Origin of the sequence: Chromobacterium sp. (genome assembly GCF_041912965.1) — a bacterium.
Taxonomy (GTDB): Bacteria; Pseudomonadota; Gammaproteobacteria; order Burkholderiales; family Chromobacteriaceae; genus Chromobacterium; species Chromobacterium aquaticum.
Genome location: NZ_JAYSGF010000013.1, coordinates 28,130 through 47,346, shown reverse-complemented (window position 1 = coordinate 47,346; position 19,217 = coordinate 28,130). Strand labels below are relative to the sequence as shown.

At 68.1% G+C, this 19,217-nt stretch carries 16 protein-coding genes; 2 read left to right on the top strand and 14 right to left on the bottom strand.

Annotated elements, in window-relative coordinates:
• The first annotated feature begins 34 nt into the window (after window positions 1-34).
• Window positions 35-916: a LysR family transcriptional regulator gene (locus ACE3QM_RS09250; protein WP_374421491.1), complete on the top strand. Its 882-nt coding sequence runs from the start codon at window positions 35-37 to the stop codon at window positions 914-916.
• Here ACE3QM_RS09250 and ACE3QM_RS09245 read toward each other — a convergent pair.
• From ACE3QM_RS09245 to ACE3QM_RS09235, 3 genes are read right to left on the bottom strand one after another with little or no spacing between them, the layout of a single operon-like run.
• Window positions 906-2,099 (bottom strand): MFS transporter, encoded by a 1,194-nt coding sequence (locus ACE3QM_RS09245; protein WP_048409159.1) that lies wholly within the window; start codon window positions 2,097-2,099, stop codon window positions 906-908. The two genes, ACE3QM_RS09250 and ACE3QM_RS09245, sit on opposite strands and share 11 nt — an antisense overlap.
• A 31-nt stretch (window positions 2,100-2,130) precedes the next feature.
• On the bottom strand, window positions 2,131-3,477 hold the full coding sequence (gene chrA / locus ACE3QM_RS09240; protein ID WP_231465394.1) for a chromate efflux transporter: 1,347 nt from the start codon (window positions 3,475-3,477) through the stop codon (window positions 2,131-2,133).
• Window positions 3,478-3,479: 2 nt separating this feature from the next.
• Window positions 3,480-4,409 (bottom strand): chromate resistance protein ChrB domain-containing protein, encoded by a 930-nt coding sequence (locus tag ACE3QM_RS09235; RefSeq protein WP_374421490.1) that lies wholly within the window; start codon window positions 4,407-4,409, stop codon window positions 3,480-3,482.
• 145 nt (window positions 4,410-4,554) lie between these two features.
• Here ACE3QM_RS09235 and ACE3QM_RS09230 point away from each other — a divergent pair, with 145 nt between their 5' ends.
• Entirely contained in the window at window positions 4,555-4,971 is a 417-nt protein-coding gene (locus tag ACE3QM_RS09230; protein ID WP_231465391.1) for an anti-virulence regulator CigR family protein, read from the top strand.
• Window positions 4,972-4,981: 10 nt separating this feature from the next.
• Here the strand turns inward: ACE3QM_RS09230 and ACE3QM_RS09225 are convergent, their stop codons facing one another.
• The 11 genes from ACE3QM_RS09225 to ACE3QM_RS09175 all read right to left on the bottom strand — a co-directional run bounded on the left by ACE3QM_RS09225 (window position 4,982) and on the right by ACE3QM_RS09175 (window position 18,937).
• Window positions 4,982-5,446: an N-acetyltransferase family protein gene (locus tag ACE3QM_RS09225; protein WP_374421489.1), complete on the bottom strand. Its 465-nt coding sequence runs from the start codon at window positions 5,444-5,446 to the stop codon at window positions 4,982-4,984.
• Complete coding sequence (locus ACE3QM_RS09220; protein ID WP_269326131.1) at window positions 5,439-6,548, bottom strand: methyl-accepting chemotaxis protein; 1,110 nt, start codon at window positions 6,546-6,548, stop codon at window positions 5,439-5,441. Before ACE3QM_RS09220 ends, ACE3QM_RS09225 begins: the two co-directional genes overlap by 8 nt.
• Window positions 6,549-6,805: 257 nt before the next feature.
• Window positions 6,806-7,312, bottom strand: a complete 507-nt coding sequence (locus tag ACE3QM_RS09215; protein WP_197081417.1) for a DUF2165 family protein — start codon at window positions 7,310-7,312, stop codon at window positions 6,806-6,808.
• Window positions 7,313-7,829: 517 nt separating this feature from the next.
• Window positions 7,830-8,600, bottom strand: coding sequence for a substrate-binding periplasmic protein (locus ACE3QM_RS09210; RefSeq protein WP_374421488.1), 771 nt, complete (start codon window positions 8,598-8,600; stop codon window positions 7,830-7,832).
• Between the two features lie 84 nt (window positions 8,601-8,684).
• Window positions 8,685-11,378 (bottom strand): molybdopterin-dependent oxidoreductase, encoded by a 2,694-nt coding sequence (locus ACE3QM_RS09205; protein WP_374421487.1) that lies wholly within the window; start codon window positions 11,376-11,378, stop codon window positions 8,685-8,687.
• Window positions 11,379-11,395: 17 nt separating this feature from the next.
• Window positions 11,396-11,725: a nitrite reductase small subunit NirD gene (gene nirD / locus ACE3QM_RS09200; protein WP_374421486.1), complete on the bottom strand. Its 330-nt coding sequence runs from the start codon at window positions 11,723-11,725 to the stop codon at window positions 11,396-11,398.
• A 7-nt stretch (window positions 11,726-11,732) separates the two neighbouring features.
• Window positions 11,733-14,165 (bottom strand): nitrite reductase large subunit NirB, encoded by a 2,433-nt coding sequence (gene nirB / locus ACE3QM_RS09195; RefSeq protein WP_374421485.1) that lies wholly within the window; start codon window positions 14,163-14,165, stop codon window positions 11,733-11,735.
• Window positions 14,166-14,183: 18 nt separating this feature from the next.
• Entirely contained in the window at window positions 14,184-15,386 is a 1,203-nt protein-coding gene (locus tag ACE3QM_RS09190) for an MFS transporter (protein ID WP_374421484.1), read from the bottom strand.
• A 304-nt stretch (window positions 15,387-15,690) separates the two neighbouring features.
• Window positions 15,691-16,788 carry a CmpA/NrtA family ABC transporter substrate-binding protein gene (locus ACE3QM_RS09185; RefSeq protein WP_374421483.1) on the bottom strand — a complete coding sequence of 366 codons (1,098 nt, stop codon included), beginning with the start codon at window positions 16,786-16,788 and terminating at the stop codon, window positions 15,691-15,693.
• 17 nt (window positions 16,789-16,805) lie between these two features.
• Window positions 16,806-17,396: an ANTAR domain-containing response regulator gene (locus ACE3QM_RS09180; RefSeq protein WP_374421482.1), complete on the bottom strand. Its 591-nt coding sequence runs from the start codon at window positions 17,394-17,396 to the stop codon at window positions 16,806-16,808.
• Window positions 17,397-17,614: 218 nt separating this feature from the next.
• On the bottom strand, window positions 17,615-18,937 hold the full coding sequence (locus ACE3QM_RS09175) for a glycoside hydrolase family 19 protein (protein WP_374421481.1): 1,323 nt from the start codon (window positions 18,935-18,937) through the stop codon (window positions 17,615-17,617).
• Window positions 18,938-19,217 lie beyond the last annotated feature (280 nt).

Sequence of the window (19,217 nt, the reverse complement as noted above, 5' to 3'; positions counted from 1 at the left end):
CGCCGCCGGGAGGCGGCCAAGAGAGGAGGCGGCTATGGATTTACGGCAACTGCGTTATTTCGCGGCGGTGGCGGAGGAGTTGCACTTCGGCCGCGCCGCGCGGCGCCTGCATATTTCCCAGCCGCCGCTGAGCCTGACCATACGGCAGCTGGAGCAGGAAATCGGCGCCTTGCTGCTGGAACGCGGCAACAAGACGGTGGCGCTGACCGCGGCCGGCGCGGTGCTGTACCAGCAGGCAGGCCGCCTGCTCAAGCTGGCCGAGGAAGTGGCCGACACCGCCAGGCGCGCCGGCCAGGGTCTGGCCGGCCGCATCCGGGTGGGTTTTGTCGGCGCGATGTTGTTCCGTGGGCTGCTGGACGGGGTGCGGGCGTTTCAGCGCCAGGCGCCGGGCGTGGAGGTGGAGTTGTGCGAGATGAATACCGATGAACAGATCCGCGCGCTGGAATTCGAGCAGATCGATGTCGGCTTCATCCACGCCGGCAATCTGCCAGCACGGGTGGAGCGGCAGTTGCTGCTGCGGGAGCCTTTTCTATGCTGCCTGCCGCGCGGCCATGCCTTGTCGCGCGGCGCGGCGGTGGCGCTGGATCGTCTGCGCGAGGAGAGCTTCATCCTGTTTCCGCGCGAGGTGTCCGCCCATTACTACGACCGTATCGTCGCGCTGTGCGCGCAGGCCGGTTTCAGCCCGCGGGTGCGGCACGAGCTGCGGCAGTGGGGCGGCATCGTGCAGATGGTGGCGGGCGGCATGGGGGTGACGCTGGCGCCGGCCTCGCTGGGTCGGGCCGCGGCCGGCGGCGCGGTGCTGCTGCCCTTGGCCGGCGCGGAGGCTTATTCCGAGACCCTGTGCATCTGGCGGCGGCAGCGGGGCGCGGCCACGGACGGCTTGATCGCCGCGGTGTCCGCTGCGATCAAGGATTGAGGCCGGCGAGCGCCGCGCGTTCCCGCTGGCGCCACAGCAGGGTGGCGGCCAGCGCCAACAGCGCCAGCGCGCCGCCGGCGACGAAGGTGCTGGCGCTGCCGTGGCGGTCCCACATCCAGCCGGCCAGCACGCTGGCCAGCAGCAGGCACAGGCCGCTGACCAGATTGAACAGGCCGAAGGCGGTGCCCTTCATGTCGGCAGGCGTTTCCTCGGCCACCAGCGTGGCCAGCAGGCCCTGGGTAAAGCCCAGGTGCAGGCCCCACAGGGCGATGCCGGCCAGGGTGGCGGCGATGGAGCTGGACAGCGCCAGCGTGGCGTCGGCCAGGATCAGGATCATCAGGCCTAGCGCCAGCAGCGCGCTTTTGCTGCAGCGGTCTGCCAGCACGCCCACCGGGTAGGCGGTGAGCGCGTAGACCAGGCTCATCACCACCATCACCAGCGGCAGCCAGCTCAGCGGCAGGCCATGGCGCTGCGCCAGCAGCACCAGGAAGGCCTCGCTGAAGCGGGCCAGGGTGAATAGCGCGCCGATGGCGACCACCCACCAGTAGCGCTTGGAGAACTGGCGCAGCAGCGCCAGCCGCAGCGGCGAGCGGAAGGGCTTGCGCTCGGCGCCGGTCGGTTCGCGCACGCCGGCGACGATCAGCAGCACCGCCAGCAAGGCCGGCAAACAGGCCCACCACAGCACTTGCTGGATGTCGTTCGCCAGCCAGAACATCAGCGCGATGCCCAACAGCGGGCCGGCGAAAGCGCCTATGGTGTCCATGGACTGGCGCAGGCCGAAGCAGGCGCCGCGGATTTCCGGAGGCGCGACGTCGGCCACCAGCGCATCGCGCGGCGCGCCGCGTATGCCCTTGCCCACCCGGTCCATCAGCCGTGCGGCCAGCACGGTTTCGGCGCTGTGCGCCAGCGGAAACAGCGGCTTGCTCAGCGCCGCCAGGCCGTAGCCCAGCAGCAGCAAGCCCTTGCGCCGGCCCCAGTAATCGCTGATGGCGCCGGAGAACACGCGTAGGATCAGCGCGGTGGATTCGGCCAGGCCTTCTATCAGGCCCAGGGTCAGCGCGCTGACGCCCAAGGTGGACACCAGGAATACCGGCAGCAGCGCGTGGATGATCTCGGAGGACATGTCCATGCACAGGCTGACCAGGCCCAGGGCCCAGATGGTGGCGGGGATGCGGGGCTGCATGCGGGAGGCCTTTCTCGATGAGGGAATGCGTTCACGGTAGGCGCCACAGGCTGAGCAGCAGGCCGGCCAGCGCCGCGCCGGCTATCACCGGCATCGCCTTGACTTGTCGTTTCAGCAGCGCCCAGGCCGCCAGCGCGGCGATGGCGGCGGCGGCCCAGTCCACGCCGCCGCGCCAGCCTTGCGGCCACAGCACATGCCAGCCAAAGAACAGGGCGAGGTTGGCGATCACCCCGACCACGGCGGCGGTGACGGCGGTCAGCGGCGCGGTCAGCCGGATCTGTCCATGACTGTGTTCGATCAGCGGGCCGCCGGCCAGGATGAAGACGAAGGAGGGCAGGAAGGTGAACCAGGTCACCAGCGCCGCGGCCAGCGCGCCGGCCAGGAACAGGTGCTCCGGGCCCAGCAGCGCCTTGGCGTAGCCGCCGACGAAGCCGACGAAGGCGACCACCATGATCAGCGGCCCCGGCGTGGTTTCGCCCAGCGCCAGGCCGTCCAGCATCTGGCCGGCGCTTAGCCAGCCGTAATGCGCCACCGCGCCCTGGTAAACATAGGGCAGCACCGCGTAGGCGCCGCCGAAGGTCAGCAGCGCGGCCTTGGTGAAGAACCAGCCCATCTGGGTGAAGCCGCCGTGCCAGCCGTAGACGGCGGCGAGCAGCGCCATCGGCAAGGACCACAGCAGCAGGCCGGCCAGCACGGCGCGGCCGAGCCGGAGCCAGGAGAAGCGGGCGTGCGCCGGCGGCGGGGTGTGATCGTCGATCAGCGCCGGGCCGTAATGCGCGTCCGCGCCGCCATGGCCGCCGGCCTGGAACCAATGTGGCCGCAGCCGTCCGGCCAGCGCGCCGATCAAGGCCGCCGCCAGCACGATCAGCGGGAAGGGCGTTTGCCACCACGCGATGGCGCACAGCGAGGCCAGCGCCACGCCCCACAGCCAGGGCCGTTTCAGCGTGCGCGTGCCGATGCGCCAGGCCGCCTGGGCCACGATGGCGACCACCGCGGGCTTGATGCCGTAGAACAGGCCGGCGATCCAGGTCAGGTGGCCGTAGGCGATATAGACCCAGGACAGCAGCACCAGCAGGAAGAAGGACGGCAGCACGAACAGCGCGCCGGCGGCGACGCCGCCCCAGCCGCGGTGCAGCAGCCAGCCGATATAGGTGGCCAGTTGCTGCGCTTCCGGCCCGGGCAGCAGCATGCAGTAATTCAGGGCGTGCAGGAAGCGGCGTTCGGAAATCCAGCGCCGGCGCTCCACCAGCTCCTGGTGCATGATGGCGATCTGGCCGGCTGGGCCGCCGAAGCTGATCAGGCCCAGCTTGAGCCAGAAACGGAGCGCTTGCCGGAAGCCGACGGGGGCGGGCGCGGCGTCGCGGGGGCTGGGCGGCATGTTCAGGTCTCCTTGGCGAATTGCTGGTACAGCCCGTCCCAGATGTTGGAAGCGGCGGTCAGCAATTGGTCGTCGTCGCTCAGCGCGGCGCGCAAGCCGGCCAGCACGGTTTCCACGCCGCTGGCTTCCGGCGGCGCAGCGCCGCCCACATCCAGATAATGCACTAGCGCGGCCAGCCGCCGCAGCGGCGGCGCGTCCAGGCCGAAGCTGGTCAGCAGCACCTCGAAACTGACCTTGTCGCCGACATGGGTGAAGGCGGCGCCGTCGAAATCGAAGCCCAGCGCCTCCGGCGGGCAGTCGCCGGGCGCGGCCAGCCACAGGATGCGCGCCTGCGGATCGATGAAGCGGCGGATCAGCCAGGCCGAGGCCAGGCGGTCCACCCAGGGGCGGCGGCGGGTGGCCCAGATCCGGCCCTGGTGGTCGGCGATGGCGCGGCGCGGAATCTGCATGTCCCGGCTATGGGGCTCGCCCGGCGACAATTGCTGCTGGATGGCGGCTTCCAGTTGTTGCAGCGCGGCCTGCGCCTGTTGCTGGGCGGCGCCGGGGAAGAAGTCGATGGCGGCGATGCCGGCCAGGGCCTTGCCCAGCCGCCGCCATTGTTTCAGGCGCTCGGCGGCATTGTCGGGGTCCAGCCCGCTCAGTTGTTCCTGGATGTCCTGCCGCAGCTGCTGATAGTCGGCGTCGCGCTGAAACAGCGGCGGGAAATCGCTGCCGTCCAGCGGCCGGCAGGCCAGCAGCCGCGCGACGCCCCCGTGTTGTTGGATGTCGGAGGCGATATTCTCCAATTGCTGCAGGCGGGCGTTGCTGCCGGGCAATAGGTAGGCGCCGTCGCGCAGCGCGGCGGAGCCGCAGGCTTTCAAGGCGCGCCAGGCGCGCATGCGCGCGGTGGCGTTCTCGGTGGGCAAAGAAGTGATCAGCAGCAACCAGTCCATGATGCGCTCCATTTTTTTTGTAGCGTATTCTACAATTATGTAGTGATCAATATGTATTTGTTGGGGCGCATGGCGAAGTTGGACTCAAGCTTGGCCGGCGCGTGGTCGATAATCTAAATCGGGCTGATGAAGACGGGAGACGAAGATGAAGCGATGGCAGCAATGGTCTGTGTTGTTGTTGGCGGCGGCGCTGGCGGCGCCGGCGCTGGCCAATCCGCCGGAAGGCAAGGGCCAGGGGCATGGCCAGGGCAAGCACATGGATAAGGATAGGGAGGCGACGGACAAGGACTTGGTGGCGGCGGGCATCAGCGTCGCCGCCGCGCGGCGCTTGGCGCTGGACTCAGGGGTGACCGGCTATAAATCCTTGCCGCCGGGCATGCGCAAGCGCCTGGCTCGTGGCAAGCCCTTGCCGCCCGGCATCGCCAAACAGGTGTTGCCGGCGCCCCTGCTAAACCAATTGCCGCGCCACCCCGGCTATGAGTGGCGGGCGGTGGGCGCGGACCTGGTGCTGGTGGCGGCCAGCGGCTTGATCGCGGATATCTTGCTGGACGTGTTGCGCTGATTCAGTCGGTTCACAAGACTTGGCGGTAGATCACCGCGTCCGCCAGCTCCGCCACCTGGTCGTACAAGCGGCGCGCGGTGTGGTTGTCGCTGGCGGTGCGCCAGTACAGCATGGCGGCGCCGTCGCCGCGCGCTCGTTGCGCCGCCGCCAGCAGCAGCGCGCGGGCGATGCCGCCGCCCCTGGCCGTCGGCGCAACGTATAGATCCTGCAGATAGGCGCTGTCCTGGATCTGGATGGTGCTGCGGTGGTAGAGCAGGTGGGCGATGCCCAGTAGCGCGCCGTCGGCTACCGCGGCCAGCCCGTGCACCGGTTCCGCCGGCGCGAGCAGGCGGCGCCAGGTTTCCCGGTCCACTTCCTCGGGCAGGGCGCTGACGCCGGCGCGGCCGTAGAAGGCGTTGTAGTCGCGCCATAAGGGCAGCCAGCCGGCGTAATCGTCGGCTTGCAGCAAACGGATGGCGAAGGCGGCCTCAGCCATGGCGCGCTTCCGTCTCGCCGGCGCTGGCCATGTGTTCGAGGCCAGCCAGCACTTGCAGGCTGGCGGCTTCCATCAGCGCGACATGCTCCACCGCGGCCTGGCTATCGCCGTCGGCGTGGGCGCGCAAGGCGTCCAGCGCCGCGGTGTGCACCTTGGCGTGCGGCGCTTCGATTTCGCGGAAGCCGGGCAGGTGGGAGAAGCCGGCGCGGCCTTCGCCTTCGTAATACCACTTGCCGAAGCGGCAGTGCTGATGCGAGCCGAAATGGCCGATGTCTTCGTCCGACAGACCGAACATCACTTGGTAGACACGGAATTTGTAGATCAGGTGATCCATCTTGGCCAGTTCGCAGAAACCGCGCAGCGCGGAGGCGGCGATGCTGCCTTCCATGCTGGTGGACATGTCCAGCAATTGCTTCATGGTGCCGGCGGCGGCCTCGCCATCCTGGCTGAAACTGGCGGCCTGCTCGGCCAATTGGCCCATCTGGCTGCGGCTGCCGGCGCTGTCGCCGCGGATCTGCTCCACCAGCTTGGCGATGTCGGCGGTGGCGGTGGCGGTGCGTTCGGCCAGCTTGCGCACTTCGTCGGCCACCACGGCGAAGCCGCGGCCCTGCTCGCCGGCGCGCGCCGCCTCGATGGCCGCGTTCAAGGCCAAGAGATTGGTCTGATCGGCGATGTCGCGGATCAATTGCACGATGCCGCCCACCTCTTGCGCGCGCGCGTCCAACTGTCCCACTTTTTCCGCCGCGCCCTGGGAGGCGTCGGCCAGCTTGGACAGATCGGCGGCGATCTGATCTATGGAATGGCGGCTTTGCTGTGAGATGCCTTGCGCGGCGACGGCGCGATCTTTTTCCCGGCTCATCACGCTGGAAAGCGTGGCCAGCGACTGCTGGGTGTCGGTCATCGATTGGGCGAAGGCGGACAGGTTGGCGATCAGCCCGCGCAGTTCCTGAATCTTGGCCTGGCTGGCGGCAAGCTGGCGTTCGGCTTCATCGGCGCGGCTGCGGGTGTGTTGCAGCTCCTGGCGCAACTGCTCCGCCTCCTGGCCGAGTTTCAAGCGTTCCGCCTGCTCGCGCGCGGCCTTGTCCTTGTTCCGGAACCACATTCCATTCTCCTCTTGAAGCTGGGCCGGCACAGGCAGGCATGGCTTGCGCTTGCATGTGGCCGGGTGATTTTAAATAAACGTTTAGCATTATCCGAATGCTGTCATGAATTCGCAATCATTTGTCTTTAATAAATTCTATCAATTATGACAAAAATCAGAATTTGCAAGAATTGGCTGCTTGAAAGCATGGCCGTGACGGGTTGCCGGAAAACGGCAGCCAATCTGGCCAGCGTGTTGCCAGCTTGGAGGAGAAGGGGTCAGTCGCGTTCGATTAGCCTGTCATCGGGCAGGGTCAGGTAGATCAATACGCTCAGCAAGGTGATGAAAAAGCGGAAGGCATCCGGCATTCCGTTCCATTGCTTGGACATCCACATGCCAAACCATTCGCCACCCACCGACATGAAAGCGACTTGCCAAGTCAGAAATCCCAAGCTCAGGCCGGCCACCGCCCAGCGCTTGGCAAGCTGAAAGCCAAGATTGTCGGATTTTAGCGCCCTCAGTAACTGGACGCCGCCGACCCAGCACAGGAAGGCCGTAGCGATTTCCAAACCGATGATGCCGATATAGCCGGCATGGTGGACCCAGGGGGAGGCAATGGCACGATACATGATGCCGTTGCCAGGGGTGGTGGTATCCATCATGAACACATGCTGGACGAAAGCGAAATTGCTCGCATAGTCAGTGATATTGCCAAAGGCCGCCAGGGTGGCGAACAAAGCCATGGCGAGCACCATGCTGGTTTTGGAGAGGCGAATCATAAACATGGCTAAGCTCCGAAATAGATGAGGGAGGTGACGAGGCTCTGCGCGAGTTCAGGCTCATGAGCTGAGCGTATCGGTGGGGAGCGTGTGGCATTCCGAGCCCAAAGCGCGGGAAGCTGGGGTCGTGTAGGAGAAACACCGTGCGGAGTTGGATGCGAGCTCAGCCAAGCGGGAACATGAGGCGCGCACGGCTATCCGTGGTGCTCGAAGCGAATTCCAAGCCGGTGCTACTGGCTGGTTTGTAGCCTTGTTGGTTGGAAAGACTAGGTGGAATGACTGGACGCTCATGGCAGCAGAGTTAAGCCACCGCAGCTTGGACACTCATGAGCATCCTAATGTGATCAAGGGGCGTTTAGAACCTCTTCATGATCTGCCATACGGTGGCGGACGATAGAAAGGGGCGGTGAAAACCACATTTGGAATGAGGCGCGCTATTGGCGCATTCCGTTTTTCCCGCTGCAAGGTCTTGCCTCGGCCTTGCTCGCAAGTGATTGAACCGGCTTGGTCTGTGAAGGCTGTTTCAAGGCTGACGGTACCAGGGCCGGCGCAGCAACGTGGGCAGCAGGCTCTCGCGCAAGACGCCGACTTGCTGCCACAGGCAGCTGGCGAGCGCCGGATTGTCACGGTGCCAGCGCTTGCCGAACACCAGGTAGTAGTCCTTGCGCGACAGCGGCGGCTGCAGGCGGACGATGCCGGCTTGCGGGTGGTCTTCCAGATAGCGGTCGCCGATATGGTTTTGCGTGGCGAAGGCGACGATGTGGCGCGCTTGCAGCTTGCGGAAATTCATCTCGCTGTCCTTGGCGGTTTCCACCTTGGCGCCCTTGGCGCGCAGATCGTCGGCGATGGACCAGCCGGCGTTGACGCCTATCGCCCCCAGCGCGGGCAGATTGCCGCCGTTCCAGGCCGGCGGTGTGTTTTTCAGCGCGTACAAGGAATAGGCCAGCGTGGTCAGACGGTAGTGTGGGTCCGGCGCGCCGCCGCGCAGCGGATAGTCGAAATAGGCTTCGCGCTCCTTGCTGTGGGAGAACATGAAGGCGGCGTCGTGCTGGTCGTGCTGCATCTCGGTGAGCAGGCGCTTGCCGGGCAGGCGCGACAGCTTCAGCGTCACGCCGCAAGCCTTGGCCGCCGCTCGCGCCATCTCCACCACCGCGCCGGGGTGGGGCGGCATGTCGGCGCCCTCGCCACTCATATAGGGGTCCGATGCCACCGCGCCATAGACCATGTCCAGCGTCGGCGCGGCCGCCGCGGCTTGCGCGCTCAGCGCCGCGGCCAGCAGTCCTATTTGTTTCAAGCTCAATCCACGCATCCATCGCTATCGCCTGCGCAGAGGGTAACAGCGCCGGACCTCCTTAGCATAGAGTTCCGCGCCGGGGTTTCAATATTCCCGTTCCGTCTGTCGCGCCAGCATGCGCTGCAACTCAGGCACGCAGGAACCGCAGACGCCGCCGCAGCCCAGCCGCGCCTTGAGCCCGGCCAGGTCCGCGCCATCGGCGATGGCCGCCTGGATGCGCGCCGCGTCCACTTGCAGGCAGTTGCAGACGATGCGCGCGGCGGCCGGCGCGGCCGCGCTGCCGGGAACCAGCGCGCTGAGCCGGCTGCCGGGCCAGGGCTGGCCGCTTTGCATCGCGGCCAGCAGCCGCGCGCCGTCGTCCTGGCCGCCGGCGAAGACGAAGGCCCAGGGCGCGTCGTCGCGCCAGGCGATGCGTTGTTCCAGGCCGCGGCGCGCGTCGCTGAACACTTGCAACTGCGGGCCGCCGTTCAGGTCCAGCAGCCAAGTCAGCTCGGCCAGCCAGTCCGGCCGCGCTTGGGCGTGGGCGGCGTTCAGCACCAGGATGTCCGGCGCGCGCAGGCTGAGCGCGGCGTAGCCGCAGCCGGCCAGCAAGGGCTGCAGCCGCGCGCGCAGAGCCGGCAGATCCGAGTGGCGGCTGGCGGCGCGCACCCGCCACGGCAGTTCGGCGCGTTCCACCCGCACCGCGGCGTGCTTGAGTTCGGGCTGGAACGATTGCGGGTCCACCGTCGGCGAGCAGGCCTGGTTGACGCCGCCGCTGTCCAGATGCTGGCCGCTCCAGTGCATGGCGGCGAACACGCAGCCGCCGGGCAGGTCCTCGCAAAGCGCCAGCGGCAGCACCAGGCCGCCGCGCCGGCTTTCCACCTTGACCAGCTCGCCGGCCTGTAGGCCGCGGCGGGCGGCGTCGGCCGGATGCATGTCCAGCGTCGGTTCCGGCGCGTGGGAGAACAGCCGCGCCACCCGGCCGCTGCGGCTCATGCCGTGCCATTGATCGCGCAGCCGGCCGGTGAGCAGGCGGAAGGGATAGTGGGCGTTGACCGCGTCCGCCGGCGGCCGGTAGGGCGTGGCCTGGAACAGCGCGCGGCCGTTGGCGGTGGCAAAGCGGCCGTCCTGGTAGCGGCGCGCCTGGCCGGCGGCCGCGCCGGCCGGGAACGGCCATTGCTGCGGGCCGTCCCGCTCCAGCCGCGCGTGGCTGAGGCCGCTGAGGTCCAGATCGCGGCCGGCGGTCAGCGCCGCGTGTTCGGCGAACACCGCCGCCGGTTCGCTGTGTTCGAACAGGCTGGGCGCGTCCGGGTAGAGCAGCCGTTCCAGCCGGCGGCCCACTTCGGCGGCGATCCAGCCGTCGGCGCGCGCCTCGCCCGGCGGCGGCACGGCGGCGCGCACCCGGCTGATGCGGCGTTCGGAGTTGGTGACCGTGCCTTCTTTTTCGCCCCAGCTGGCGGCGGGCAGCAGCGCGTCGGCGCAGGCGGCGGTATCGGTGTCCGCATAGGCGTCCTGGACGATGACGAATTCGGCCTGGGCCAGCGCCTGGCGCACCTGTTCCAGGTCCGGCAGCGAGTGAGCCGGGTTGGTGCAGACTATCCACACCGCCTTGACCCGGCCGCTCTTGAGCGCGTCGAACAGCGCGATGGCGGGCAGGCCGGGGCGGTCGGAGAGCCGTTCCGGCGGCACGCCCCAGTGGGCGGCCACTTCGGCGCGGTGTTGCGGATTGGCGATGTCGCGGTGGGCGGCCAGCATCGTGGCCATGCCGCCCACTTCGCGGCCGCCCATGGCGTTGGGCTGGCCGGTGAGCGAGAACGGGCCGGCGCCGGGGCGGCCGATCTGGCCGGCGGCCAGGTGCAGATTGATCAGCGCCAGGTTCTTGGCGGTGCCGTGGCTGGACTGGTTCAGGCCCATGCAGTACAGCGACAGGCTGGCCGGGCTGCGGCCGAACCATTCGGCGGCGGCGGTCAGATCGGCCTCGGCGATGCCGCACAGACCGGCGGCCTGGCGCGGCGAATAGTCGCGCAGCAGGCGCTTGAGCGCGTCGAAGCCCTCGGTGTGGGCGGCGATATAGCTCTCGTCGATCAGCCCTTCCCAGATCAGGTGGTGCAGCATGCCGTTGAACAGCGCCACATCGCTGCCGGGCTGGATCTGCAGATGCAGGTCCGCCAGCGCGGCGGTGTCGGTGCGGCGCGGATCGACCACGATCCACTTGCGGTCCGGCCGCGCCGCCTTGGCCGTTTCCAGCCGGCGGAACAGCACCGGATGGGCATAGGCCATATTGCTGCCGGCCAGCAGCACGCAATCGGCCAGGTCCAGGTCCTGGTAGCAGGTGGGCGGGCCGTCGGCGCCCAGCGCCAGCTTGTAGCCGCTGACCGCGCTGGACATGCACAGCCGGGAATTAGTGTCGATGTTGTTGCTGCCGATCAGGCCCTTGGTCAGCTTGTTGAACAGATAGTAGTCCTCGGTCAGCAATTGGCCGGAGGCGTAGACCGCCACCGCGTCCGGCCCGTGGCGGCGGATCACGTCGGCCAAGCGCTCGGCCACGGTGTCCAGCGCGCTGTCCCAGTCCACGCGCCGGCGCGCGGCGTCGCGGGTCAGCCGCAGTTCGGGGTGCAGCGCGCGGCCGGACTGGCTGGCGCAGCTGTCCGCCAGCGCCAGGCCCTTGCTGCACAGCCGGCCGTGGTTGGCCGGGTGGGCCGGGTCGCCTTCCACGCCGGTGACGCGCGCGCCGTCGCTGTGGATCAGCACGCCGCAGCCGACGCCGCAGTAACAGCAGGTGGAGGGGGTGATGGCCATGGCGTCCGCTCCCGGGTTCACAGTTGCAGGTAGACGTCGCCGTCGCGCAGGCTGACCGGGAAGCGGCGCGCGCAGCCGCGGTCAGGCGCCAGCGCCTCGCCGTTGGCCAGCTGGATGTTCCAGCCGTGCAGCGGACAGGTGACCACATTGCCGTGCACCAGGCCCTGGCTCAGCGGGCCGCCCTTGTGCGGGCAGCGGTCCAACAGCGCGAACACTTGCTGCGGTTGTGGCCGGAACAGGGCGATGTCGCCGCCGTCGCGCGCCAGCACGCGGCTGCCCAGCAGCGGGATATCGTCCAGCGCGCAGATGCGCAGCCAGCGGGAGGAGGGGGGCAGGATGGGTTCCATGGCGGCCTCAGGCGATGACTTTCAAGGGGATGTATTCCTGGCGCTGCGCGCCGGCGATGCGGGCGGCCCAGGGGTCGGGCAGGCCTTCCAGCGCGAACAGCAGCCGCTGGTACAAGGCCTGGCGGTTGGCGGCGTCGTCCACCACCCGCGCCTTGACGTAGTCCAGGCCGACGCGGGCGATGTAGCGGACGGTGCGGTCCAGGTAATAGCCCTCCTCGCGGTAGAGCTGCAGGAAGGCGCCGCTGTATTCCTTCACTTCCTCGGCGGTCTTCACCTTGCACAGGAATTGCGCCACCTCGGTCTTGATGCCGCCGTTGCCGCCCACGTACAGCTCCCAGCCGGAATCCACCGCGATCACGCCCACGTCCTTGATGCCGGCTTCGGCGCAGTTGCGCGGGCAGCCGGACACCGCCAGCTTGACCTTGTGCGGCGCCCACATATTGGCCAGCATGGTTTCCAGGTCTATGCCCATCTGGGTGCTGTTCTGGGTGCCGAAACGGCAGAATTCGCTGCCGACGCAGGTTTTCACGGTGCGGATGGATTTGCCGTAGGCGTGGCCGGATTGCATGCCCAGGTCTTTCCAGACATCGATCAGGTCTTCCTTGCGGATGCCCAGCAGGTCGATGCGCTGGCCGCCGGTGACCTTGAGCATGGGCACCTGGTATTTGTCGGCCACGTCGGCGATGCGGCGCAGCTCGGCGGCGTTGGTGACGCCGCCCTTCATCTGCGGGATCACCGAGAAGGTGCCGTCCTTCTGGATATTGGCGTGCGCCCGCTCGTTGACGAAGCGGCTTTGCGGATCGTCCACCGCCTCGCGCGGCCAGGTGGACAGCAGGTAGTAGTTGATCGCCGGACGGCAGCTGGCGCAGCCGTTGGGCGTGCGCCATTCCAGGAAGTGGTAGACCGCGGCGTGGTCCAGCAGGTGGTGGTCGCGTATGGCCTTGCGCACCTCGGCGTGGCTGTGCTCGGTGCAGCCGCAGACCGCCTTGGTCTTGGGGGTCTCCTGGAAGCTGGAACCCACCGTGTTCATCAGGATCTGCTCCACCAGGCCGCTGCAGGAGCCGCAAGAGCTGCCGGCCTTGGTGCATCGCTTGACCTCGTCCAGGGTGAACAGGCCGTTTTCCTTGATCGCCTTGACGATGGCGCCCTTGCTGACGCCGTTGCAGCCGCAGACTTCGTCGCCGTCCCGCATGCCGGCGGCGCGGCTCTGACCTTGGACGCCGACGTCGCCGATGGCGGTTTCGCCGAAAATCAGCCGCTCGCGCAGATCGCCTATCGCGCGCTGTTCGCGCAGCAGCTTGAAGTACCAGGCGCCGTCGGCGGTGTCGCCGTACAGGCAGACGCCGACCAGCTTGTCCTCGCGCAACACCAATTTCTTGTACAGGCCGCCGGCCGGGTCGGACAGCACGATCTCTTCGCAATCGCCGCCGCCGATGAAGTCGCCGGCGGAGAACAGATCGATGCCGGTGACCTTGAGCTTGGTGGCCATCACCGAACCCTGATAGCGGCTGCTGCCCAGCTGCGCCAGGTGGTTGGCGCAGACCTTGGCCTGTTCGAACAGCGGCGCCACCAGCCCGTAGCAGACGCCGCGGTGGCTGACGCATTCGCCCACCGCGTAGATGCGCGGGTCGAAGGTCTGCAACGCGTCGCTGACCACCACGCCGCGCTCGCAGTGCAGGCCGGCGCTGGCGGCCAGCGCGATATTGGGACGTATGCCCACCGCCATCACCACCAGCTTGGCCGGCAGGGTTTCGCCATCGGCGAGCTTCGCCGCCGTCACCGCGCCATGGCCATCGTCCAGCAGCGCGGCGGTTTGGCGGCCCAGCAGCATGCGCAGGCCGCGCGCTTCCAGCGAGGCTTGCAGCAAATGGGCGGCCGCGGGGTCTAGTTGTCTTTCCAGCAGCCAGTCCGCCAGATGGACCACGGTGACTTCCATGCCGCGCTGCTTCAGGCCGTAGGCGGCTTCCAGGCCGAGCAGGCCGCCGCCTATCACCACCGCCTGGCCGCCGCCGACGCTGGCGGCCAGCATGGTTTCGGTATCGCGGATGTCGCGGTAGCCGATGACGCCGGTGAGATCGCGCCCCGGCAGCGGCAGCATCACCGGCAGCGAGCCGGTGGCGAGCAGCAGCCGGTCGTAATGGGCGACGCTGCCGTCGTCGGCGCGCACTAGACGACGCACGCGGTCCAGCTCCACCACGGTCTTACCGGTGTGAAGGCTGATGCCGTGTTCGGCGTACCAGGCGCGCGGATTGAGCACGATGTCGTCGAAAGTCTGTTCGCCGGCCAATACCGGCGACAGCTGGATGCGGTTGTAATTGGGGTGCGGCTCGGTGCCGAACACGGTGATGTCGTATAGGTCCGGCGCCAGCGCCAGCAGCTCTTCCACGGTGCGGATGCCGGCCATGCCGTTGCCGACCACCACCAGTTTGGGTTTCGTCATGATGGATGTCCTCGCGTGTCAGACTCGGGTGCTGGCCAGGTTCCAGCCGGCGCGCCAGCGCTGGCGCAAGCCGGCCAGGCCCGCCCAGGCCGTCAGCGCCAGCGCGGCGTACAGCCACAGGCCGATGGCGTAGCCGCCGCTGGCCTGCTTGATCACGCCCAGGCCGGCCGCCAGCAGAAAGCCGCCGACGCCGCCGGCCATGCCGATCAAGCCAGTGACCGCGCCGATCTCGCCGCCAAAGCGCTGCGGCACCAGTTGGAATACCGCGCCGTTGCCGGCCCCTAGACAGAGCATGGCCAGCATGAACAACAGCAGCGCGCCGCCGGCGCCGCCCGGTTCCAGGCCGGCGGCGAACAGCAGTGCCGCCACCGCTAGGTAGACGCCCAGCAGCGCGCGGGTGCCGCCGATGCGGTCCGCCAGCACGCCGCCCAGCGGCCGCATCATCGAGCCGGCGAACACGCAGGCGGCGGTGTAGAGCCCGGCGGTCTTGGCGTCGAAGCCGAATTGATCGTGGAAATAGCCGGGCAGCGCGCTGGCGAAGCCGGCGAAACCGCCGAAGGTGATGGCGTAGAACAGCATCAGCCACCAGGCGTCGCGCTGGGCCAGCACCGCCAGGTAATCGGCCCAGCGCTTGGGCGGCGGCGCGCCCGGCGCCTCCTTGGCCAGCCGGGCGAACAGCAGCAGCACCAGCAACAGCGGCAGGCAGGCGAGGCCGAACACGTTCTGCCAGCCGAACTGCAGCGCCAGCGCCGGCGCGAACAGCGCCGCCAGCACGGTGCCGGAGTTGCCGGCGCCGGCGATGCCCAGCGCCGTGCCCTGATGCGCCGGCGGATACCAGCGCGAGGCCAGCGGCAGCGCCACGGCGAAGGAGGCGCCGGCCACGCCCAGGAACAGGCCCAGCAGCAACGCGCCGCCCAGGCTGGACAGGCCGGCGCGCCAAGCGAGGAACAGGGCGGCGATGACGACGATCTGGGCGATCAGCCCGGTGCGCTTGGCGCCGATGCGGTCCGCCAGCATGCCGGCGGCCAGCCGCAGCAGCGCGCCGGCCAGGATGGGGGTGGCCACCATCAGCGCGCGCTCGCGGGTGTCCAGGCCCAGCGCGGCGGCGATGGGCACCTGCAGCGGGCCCAATAGATACCAGACCATGAAGCTGAGGTCGAAATAGAGGAAGGCGGACAGCAAGGTGGGCTTGTGCCCGGTCTGCCAGAAGGAACGGTCCATGCGAAACTCCTGTGCCGCGAGCGGCCGGGGGCCGGCCAAAATAAAAACGGCGTTCGCTCCTCGGTGATAGCAGGAGCGGACGCCGTTGTCCGTTGCCGTCCCGGCCGCCATTGGCCGGACAAGCATTTGAGGCGGGCGCGGCACGTCTTTGTGCCAGGCCCGGCTTGACATATGCAAACGCCGTGCCAGCCGCGCGGCGGCTGAAAGCCTGGTTTTATCTAGGTTTGCGGCGAAGAAAACGCACCGCGCTGGTGCGAAAATAGCCGGCCGCGCACTGAGTTTGTGCGTTGCAGCATGAGATGGTTCAGCCTGGCTGCTTCACGGCCGTTTGGTAGCGCGGCCGTCCGTCCCATTCCACGCCGTCGCACAGCCGGCCATGGCGCAGCTGCCGTGCCGGCACCGGCAGGCCCAGCGCGTCCGCCGCCTGCCGGTAGAGCCGGGTCTGGCTCACCGTGGCTGCGACTGCTTGCGCGTCCTCGTCGCCGCGCAGCCAGCCCCAGCGCCGGAACTGGTCGATGAACCAGACGCCGTCGGACGGATAGGGGTAGTTGACCCGGCCCTGATCGAAGAAGCGCAGCGCCGACGCGCCGGCGGCGGCCGAGGGCAGGGTGGCGGCGATCAGCGTTTCCGGCAGGGCGATGTGTTCCGGCCGCGCCAGCCAGCGCGCCGCCTGGCGGCGGTGATCGCTGTGTTCCAGCCAGCGGCAGGCCTCCAACAGCACCATGATCAGCGCATGGGCGGCGGCGGCTTCTTTGTGCGCGAACTCACGGCGGCAGAGCAGGGCTTTTTCCGGGTGGCCGGGCCAGATGTCGCCGCTGGAAACGGCGATGCGGCCGGCCTGGCGCGCCGCCGCCTGCTGGTGCCAGGGCTCGCCGGCGCAAAAGCCGTCCAGTTGGCCGGCCTCCAGCGCCGCGCCCATCTGCGGCGGAGGAATCACCACCAGGCGCGCGTCGCGCAGCGGGTCCAGGCCTTGAGCCGCCAGCCAGTAGTTGAGCCATAGCGCATGGGTGCCGGCGGGAAAGGTGTGCGCCAGCGTCAGCGGCGCGCCGCCCTGGCGCACGCGGCGCGGCAAGGCCTGCTGCGGCGCTGCGGCCAGAGCGTCGGCCAGCGGATGGCTGAGGGTGATGGCCTGGCCGTTCTGGTTCAGCGTCATCAGCAGCGCCATGTCCGCTTGCGGGCCGGCCAGACCCAGCTGCATGCCGTAGGCCAGGCCGTAAAGCGCCGCGGCGGCGTGCAGGCGGCCGTCCAGCAGCTTGTCGCGCACCGCGCTCCACGAAGGCTGGCGCAGCAATTCCAGTTCCAGGCCGTGGCGGCGGTCCAGCCCAAGCTGGCGCGCGACGATCAGCGGCGCGCTGTCGGTCAGCGGCAGATAGCCCAGGCGCAGGCGGTGCGGAATGGTCATGAGGGTTTCCTTGCGGTTCAACCTAGCAGTTCGGCGGCCTGGATCAGTTGCCGGGCGAGGTCGGCGATGCGCAGGCCCTCGCGCATCGCCTGGCGGCGCAGCGCCTGGTAGGCGTCGTTTTCGCTGAGCCGGCGCTTGTCCATCAGAATGCCCTTGGCGCGCTCGATCAGCTTGCGCTCGGCCAGTTGCTGTTCCGCCGCCGCCAGCCGCTGTCGCAGCCGGGCGTCCTCGGCGAAGCGGGCGCGGGCCAGGTCGATGATGGGCGCCAGCCGCGCCGCGTCGGCCTGATCCACCACATAGGCCGCCACGCCGGCGTGGACCGCGGCTTCTATGGTGGGCAGATCGCCCTGATCGGCGAACATCACCACCGGGTGCGGCGCGATCTCGCCCAGCAGCGCCAGTTGTTCCAGGGTGTCGCGCGACGGCGATTCGGTGTCCACGATCACCACGTCCGGTCGCAGCCGCTCCACCGCCTGCAGCAGCGCCGCGGCGCTATCCACTTCGGCGATGACGGCGTAGCCGGCGCGCGCCAGCGCCTGGCGCAGCGAGGCGATGGTTTTGGCGTGGTCGTTGACCAGCAGCAGGCGCAGCGGCGGAGGGGCGGACATTGCAATGCCGATGGAAAGGGATGGATTCGCTGAAGCAAGCGCCGTGCCCAAGGGAAATCTTGATGCGATTTTTAGCGAGGACGTCGCCGGATTGACGCGGTGTTTAGCCGCGATGGCTTATCGTTGAGCGGAGACAAGGCCAATGGACGGGGAGGTGACGCACGGGTGAACAAGAGTCGTTGGCGAGGCCGGCCCCGCTCACGCGGGGCCGGCCAATTTCATTTCAGCTTGATCTTCCAGTTGTCCTCGACGCAGCGCTGGTAGTTGCCGGCTTGCAGCGCGCTGTACGGGGTCTGATAGCTCACCAACTGACACTTGTAGTCATTGCCCCATTTCCAGTCCTGCTCCCAGTAAATATTGTAAGCGGCGGAGCTGGCGGCGCTGAAGCGCTGCATATTGGCGCAGGACAATTGCTCGTTGCCGTAGTCCCAGCCCAGATCGTTGGCGAACTGGCGGTAGTAGTCGATGCGGTTCTGCGCCGCCTGGCGCTCGGTGCCGCCGCCGCATTCCGCGTTGATGATCTGGATGGTGGTGGCGAAGTTGTTGCCGGCGCCGGCCGCCTTGTCCGCGGCATTGGGCACCCAGGTGCCGTCCAGCACGTGCAGCATCGACGGTTTGGGCGGCTGCGGGTAGACGAAGAAGAAGGTGGCCGAGGTCAGATTCAGCCAGGTGGAGGCCACCAGGTCCGGGTTCTGCAGCAGCACCGATTGGTCGCCGTCGTGCATGGCCTGGGAGAAGGGGCCGTAGTTGTAGTTGTAGGACAGCTGCTTGGCGCCGCGGCCGAAGTATTTTTTCCAGCTGCCGTCGGCGTTCTTGCCGCAGGTCCATACCTTGTTGAATACCGGATCGGCGCACTCGGTGTTGTAGCCGCAGCCGGGGCCGGTTTCGGCGCAGCCCATCTCGCGCAGGTATTTCAGGCCCTGCCGCCATTCCGGCACCGTGTCGCTGCGGTTGTGATCGCCGGTTTCCTGGGCGAAGTGGGCGAACATGGTGGCCAGGCTGTGGCGGCAGATGGCGTCGCCGTCGCGGCCGTCGCCGTAGTCGTCGCAGATGGCAGGAAACTTGGCGATGGCTTGCAGGAAACGCTGGTAGCTGTAGCTGGCGTCGCGGCGCGAGAAGTAATACTCCCATTTGGCCGCCGGCAGCAGGCGTTCCACCCGACGCACGTTCAGCGGGTTGGCGGCGCGGCCGGGCGCCACCTGTTCCACTTGGGCGTTGGGCAGGGTGCGGATCGAGGCCTTGACGCTGCGGAAGAAGGGGGTGTCGGTCAGACTGGCCTCGTATTGCAGTGCCTGTTGCAGCGTGGGCGGCTGTGCCTGGGCGGTGGCGGTCTGCGCGGCGGCCTTGGCCGCGGCCGGTGTCCAGCTGCCCCTGGGATTGGCGGCCGGCGTCTCGGCGCGGGTACGCCATTTGGCTTGCCAGTCCTGGCCTTGCCATTGGACCTTCTGTCCGGCTTGATAGACGGTAGCGGCATTCCAGGGCGCGGCCAGGACGGCCTGGCAGGCCAGGCCCAGCAGCAGGGCGGAAAGGGGTTTGTGCATGTTGGCTCCTGTTGTCAGGCTGCCTGCGGGATATAAGCCGCGCGCAATCATGGCAGCCATTTATAGGGGCCTCGATAAACCCGCCGCGCGGTCCGACAGCCTCGCTTGGCCACGGGTTTCCTCGCTATAGCGTGTGCGCTATCTCGGTCCTGATGGACGCGTCTAGCTCTCGAACGGCTCGCGATGGTTTTTCGAGGCTCCCTTACGTGGTTTTCTGCCACGCGCAACGCGCGGCATAGATACCACTATGGAACCAATTTTTGATATGTCAAATGACTTT

Coding starts and splice junctions, on each gene's coding strand:
- ACE3QM_RS09250 (WP_374421491.1), top strand. CDS start 35: ATGGATTTACGGCAACTGCGTTATTTCGCGGCGGTGGCGGAGGAGTTG.
- ACE3QM_RS09245 (WP_048409159.1), bottom strand. CDS start 2,099: ATGCAGCCCCGCATCCCCGCCACCATCTGGGCCCTGGGCCTGGTCAGC.
- chrA (WP_231465394.1), bottom strand. CDS start 3,477: ATGCCGCCCAGCCCCCGCGACGCCGCGCCCGCCCCCGTCGGCTTCCGG.
- ACE3QM_RS09235 (WP_374421490.1), bottom strand. CDS start 4,409: ATGGACTGGTTGCTGCTGATCACTTCTTTGCCCACCGAGAACGCCACC.
- ACE3QM_RS09230 (WP_231465391.1), top strand. CDS start 4,555: ATGAAGCGATGGCAGCAATGGTCTGTGTTGTTGTTGGCGGCGGCGCTG.
- ACE3QM_RS09225 (WP_374421489.1), bottom strand. CDS start 5,446: ATGGCTGAGGCCGCCTTCGCCATCCGTTTGCTGCAAGCCGACGATTAC.
- ACE3QM_RS09220 (WP_269326131.1), bottom strand. CDS start 6,548: ATGTGGTTCCGGAACAAGGACAAGGCCGCGCGCGAGCAGGCGGAACGC.
- ACE3QM_RS09215 (WP_197081417.1), bottom strand. CDS start 7,312: ATGTTTATGATTCGCCTCTCCAAAACCAGCATGGTGCTCGCCATGGCT.
- ACE3QM_RS09205 (WP_374421487.1), bottom strand. CDS start 11,378: ATGGCCATCACCCCCTCCACCTGCTGTTACTGCGGCGTCGGCTGCGGC.
- nirD (WP_374421486.1), bottom strand. CDS start 11,725: ATGGAACCCATCCTGCCCCCCTCCTCCCGCTGGCTGCGCATCTGCGCG.
- nirB (WP_374421485.1), bottom strand. CDS start 14,165: ATGACGAAACCCAAACTGGTGGTGGTCGGCAACGGCATGGCCGGCATC.
- ACE3QM_RS09190 (WP_374421484.1), bottom strand. CDS start 15,386: ATGGACCGTTCCTTCTGGCAGACCGGGCACAAGCCCACCTTGCTGTCC.
- ACE3QM_RS09185 (WP_374421483.1), bottom strand. CDS start 16,788: ATGACCATTCCGCACCGCCTGCGCCTGGGCTATCTGCCGCTGACCGAC.
- ACE3QM_RS09180 (WP_374421482.1), bottom strand. CDS start 17,396: ATGTCCGCCCCTCCGCCGCTGCGCCTGCTGCTGGTCAACGACCACGCC.
- ACE3QM_RS09175 (WP_374421481.1), bottom strand. CDS start 18,937: ATGCACAAACCCCTTTCCGCCCTGCTGCTGGGCCTGGCCTGCCAGGCC.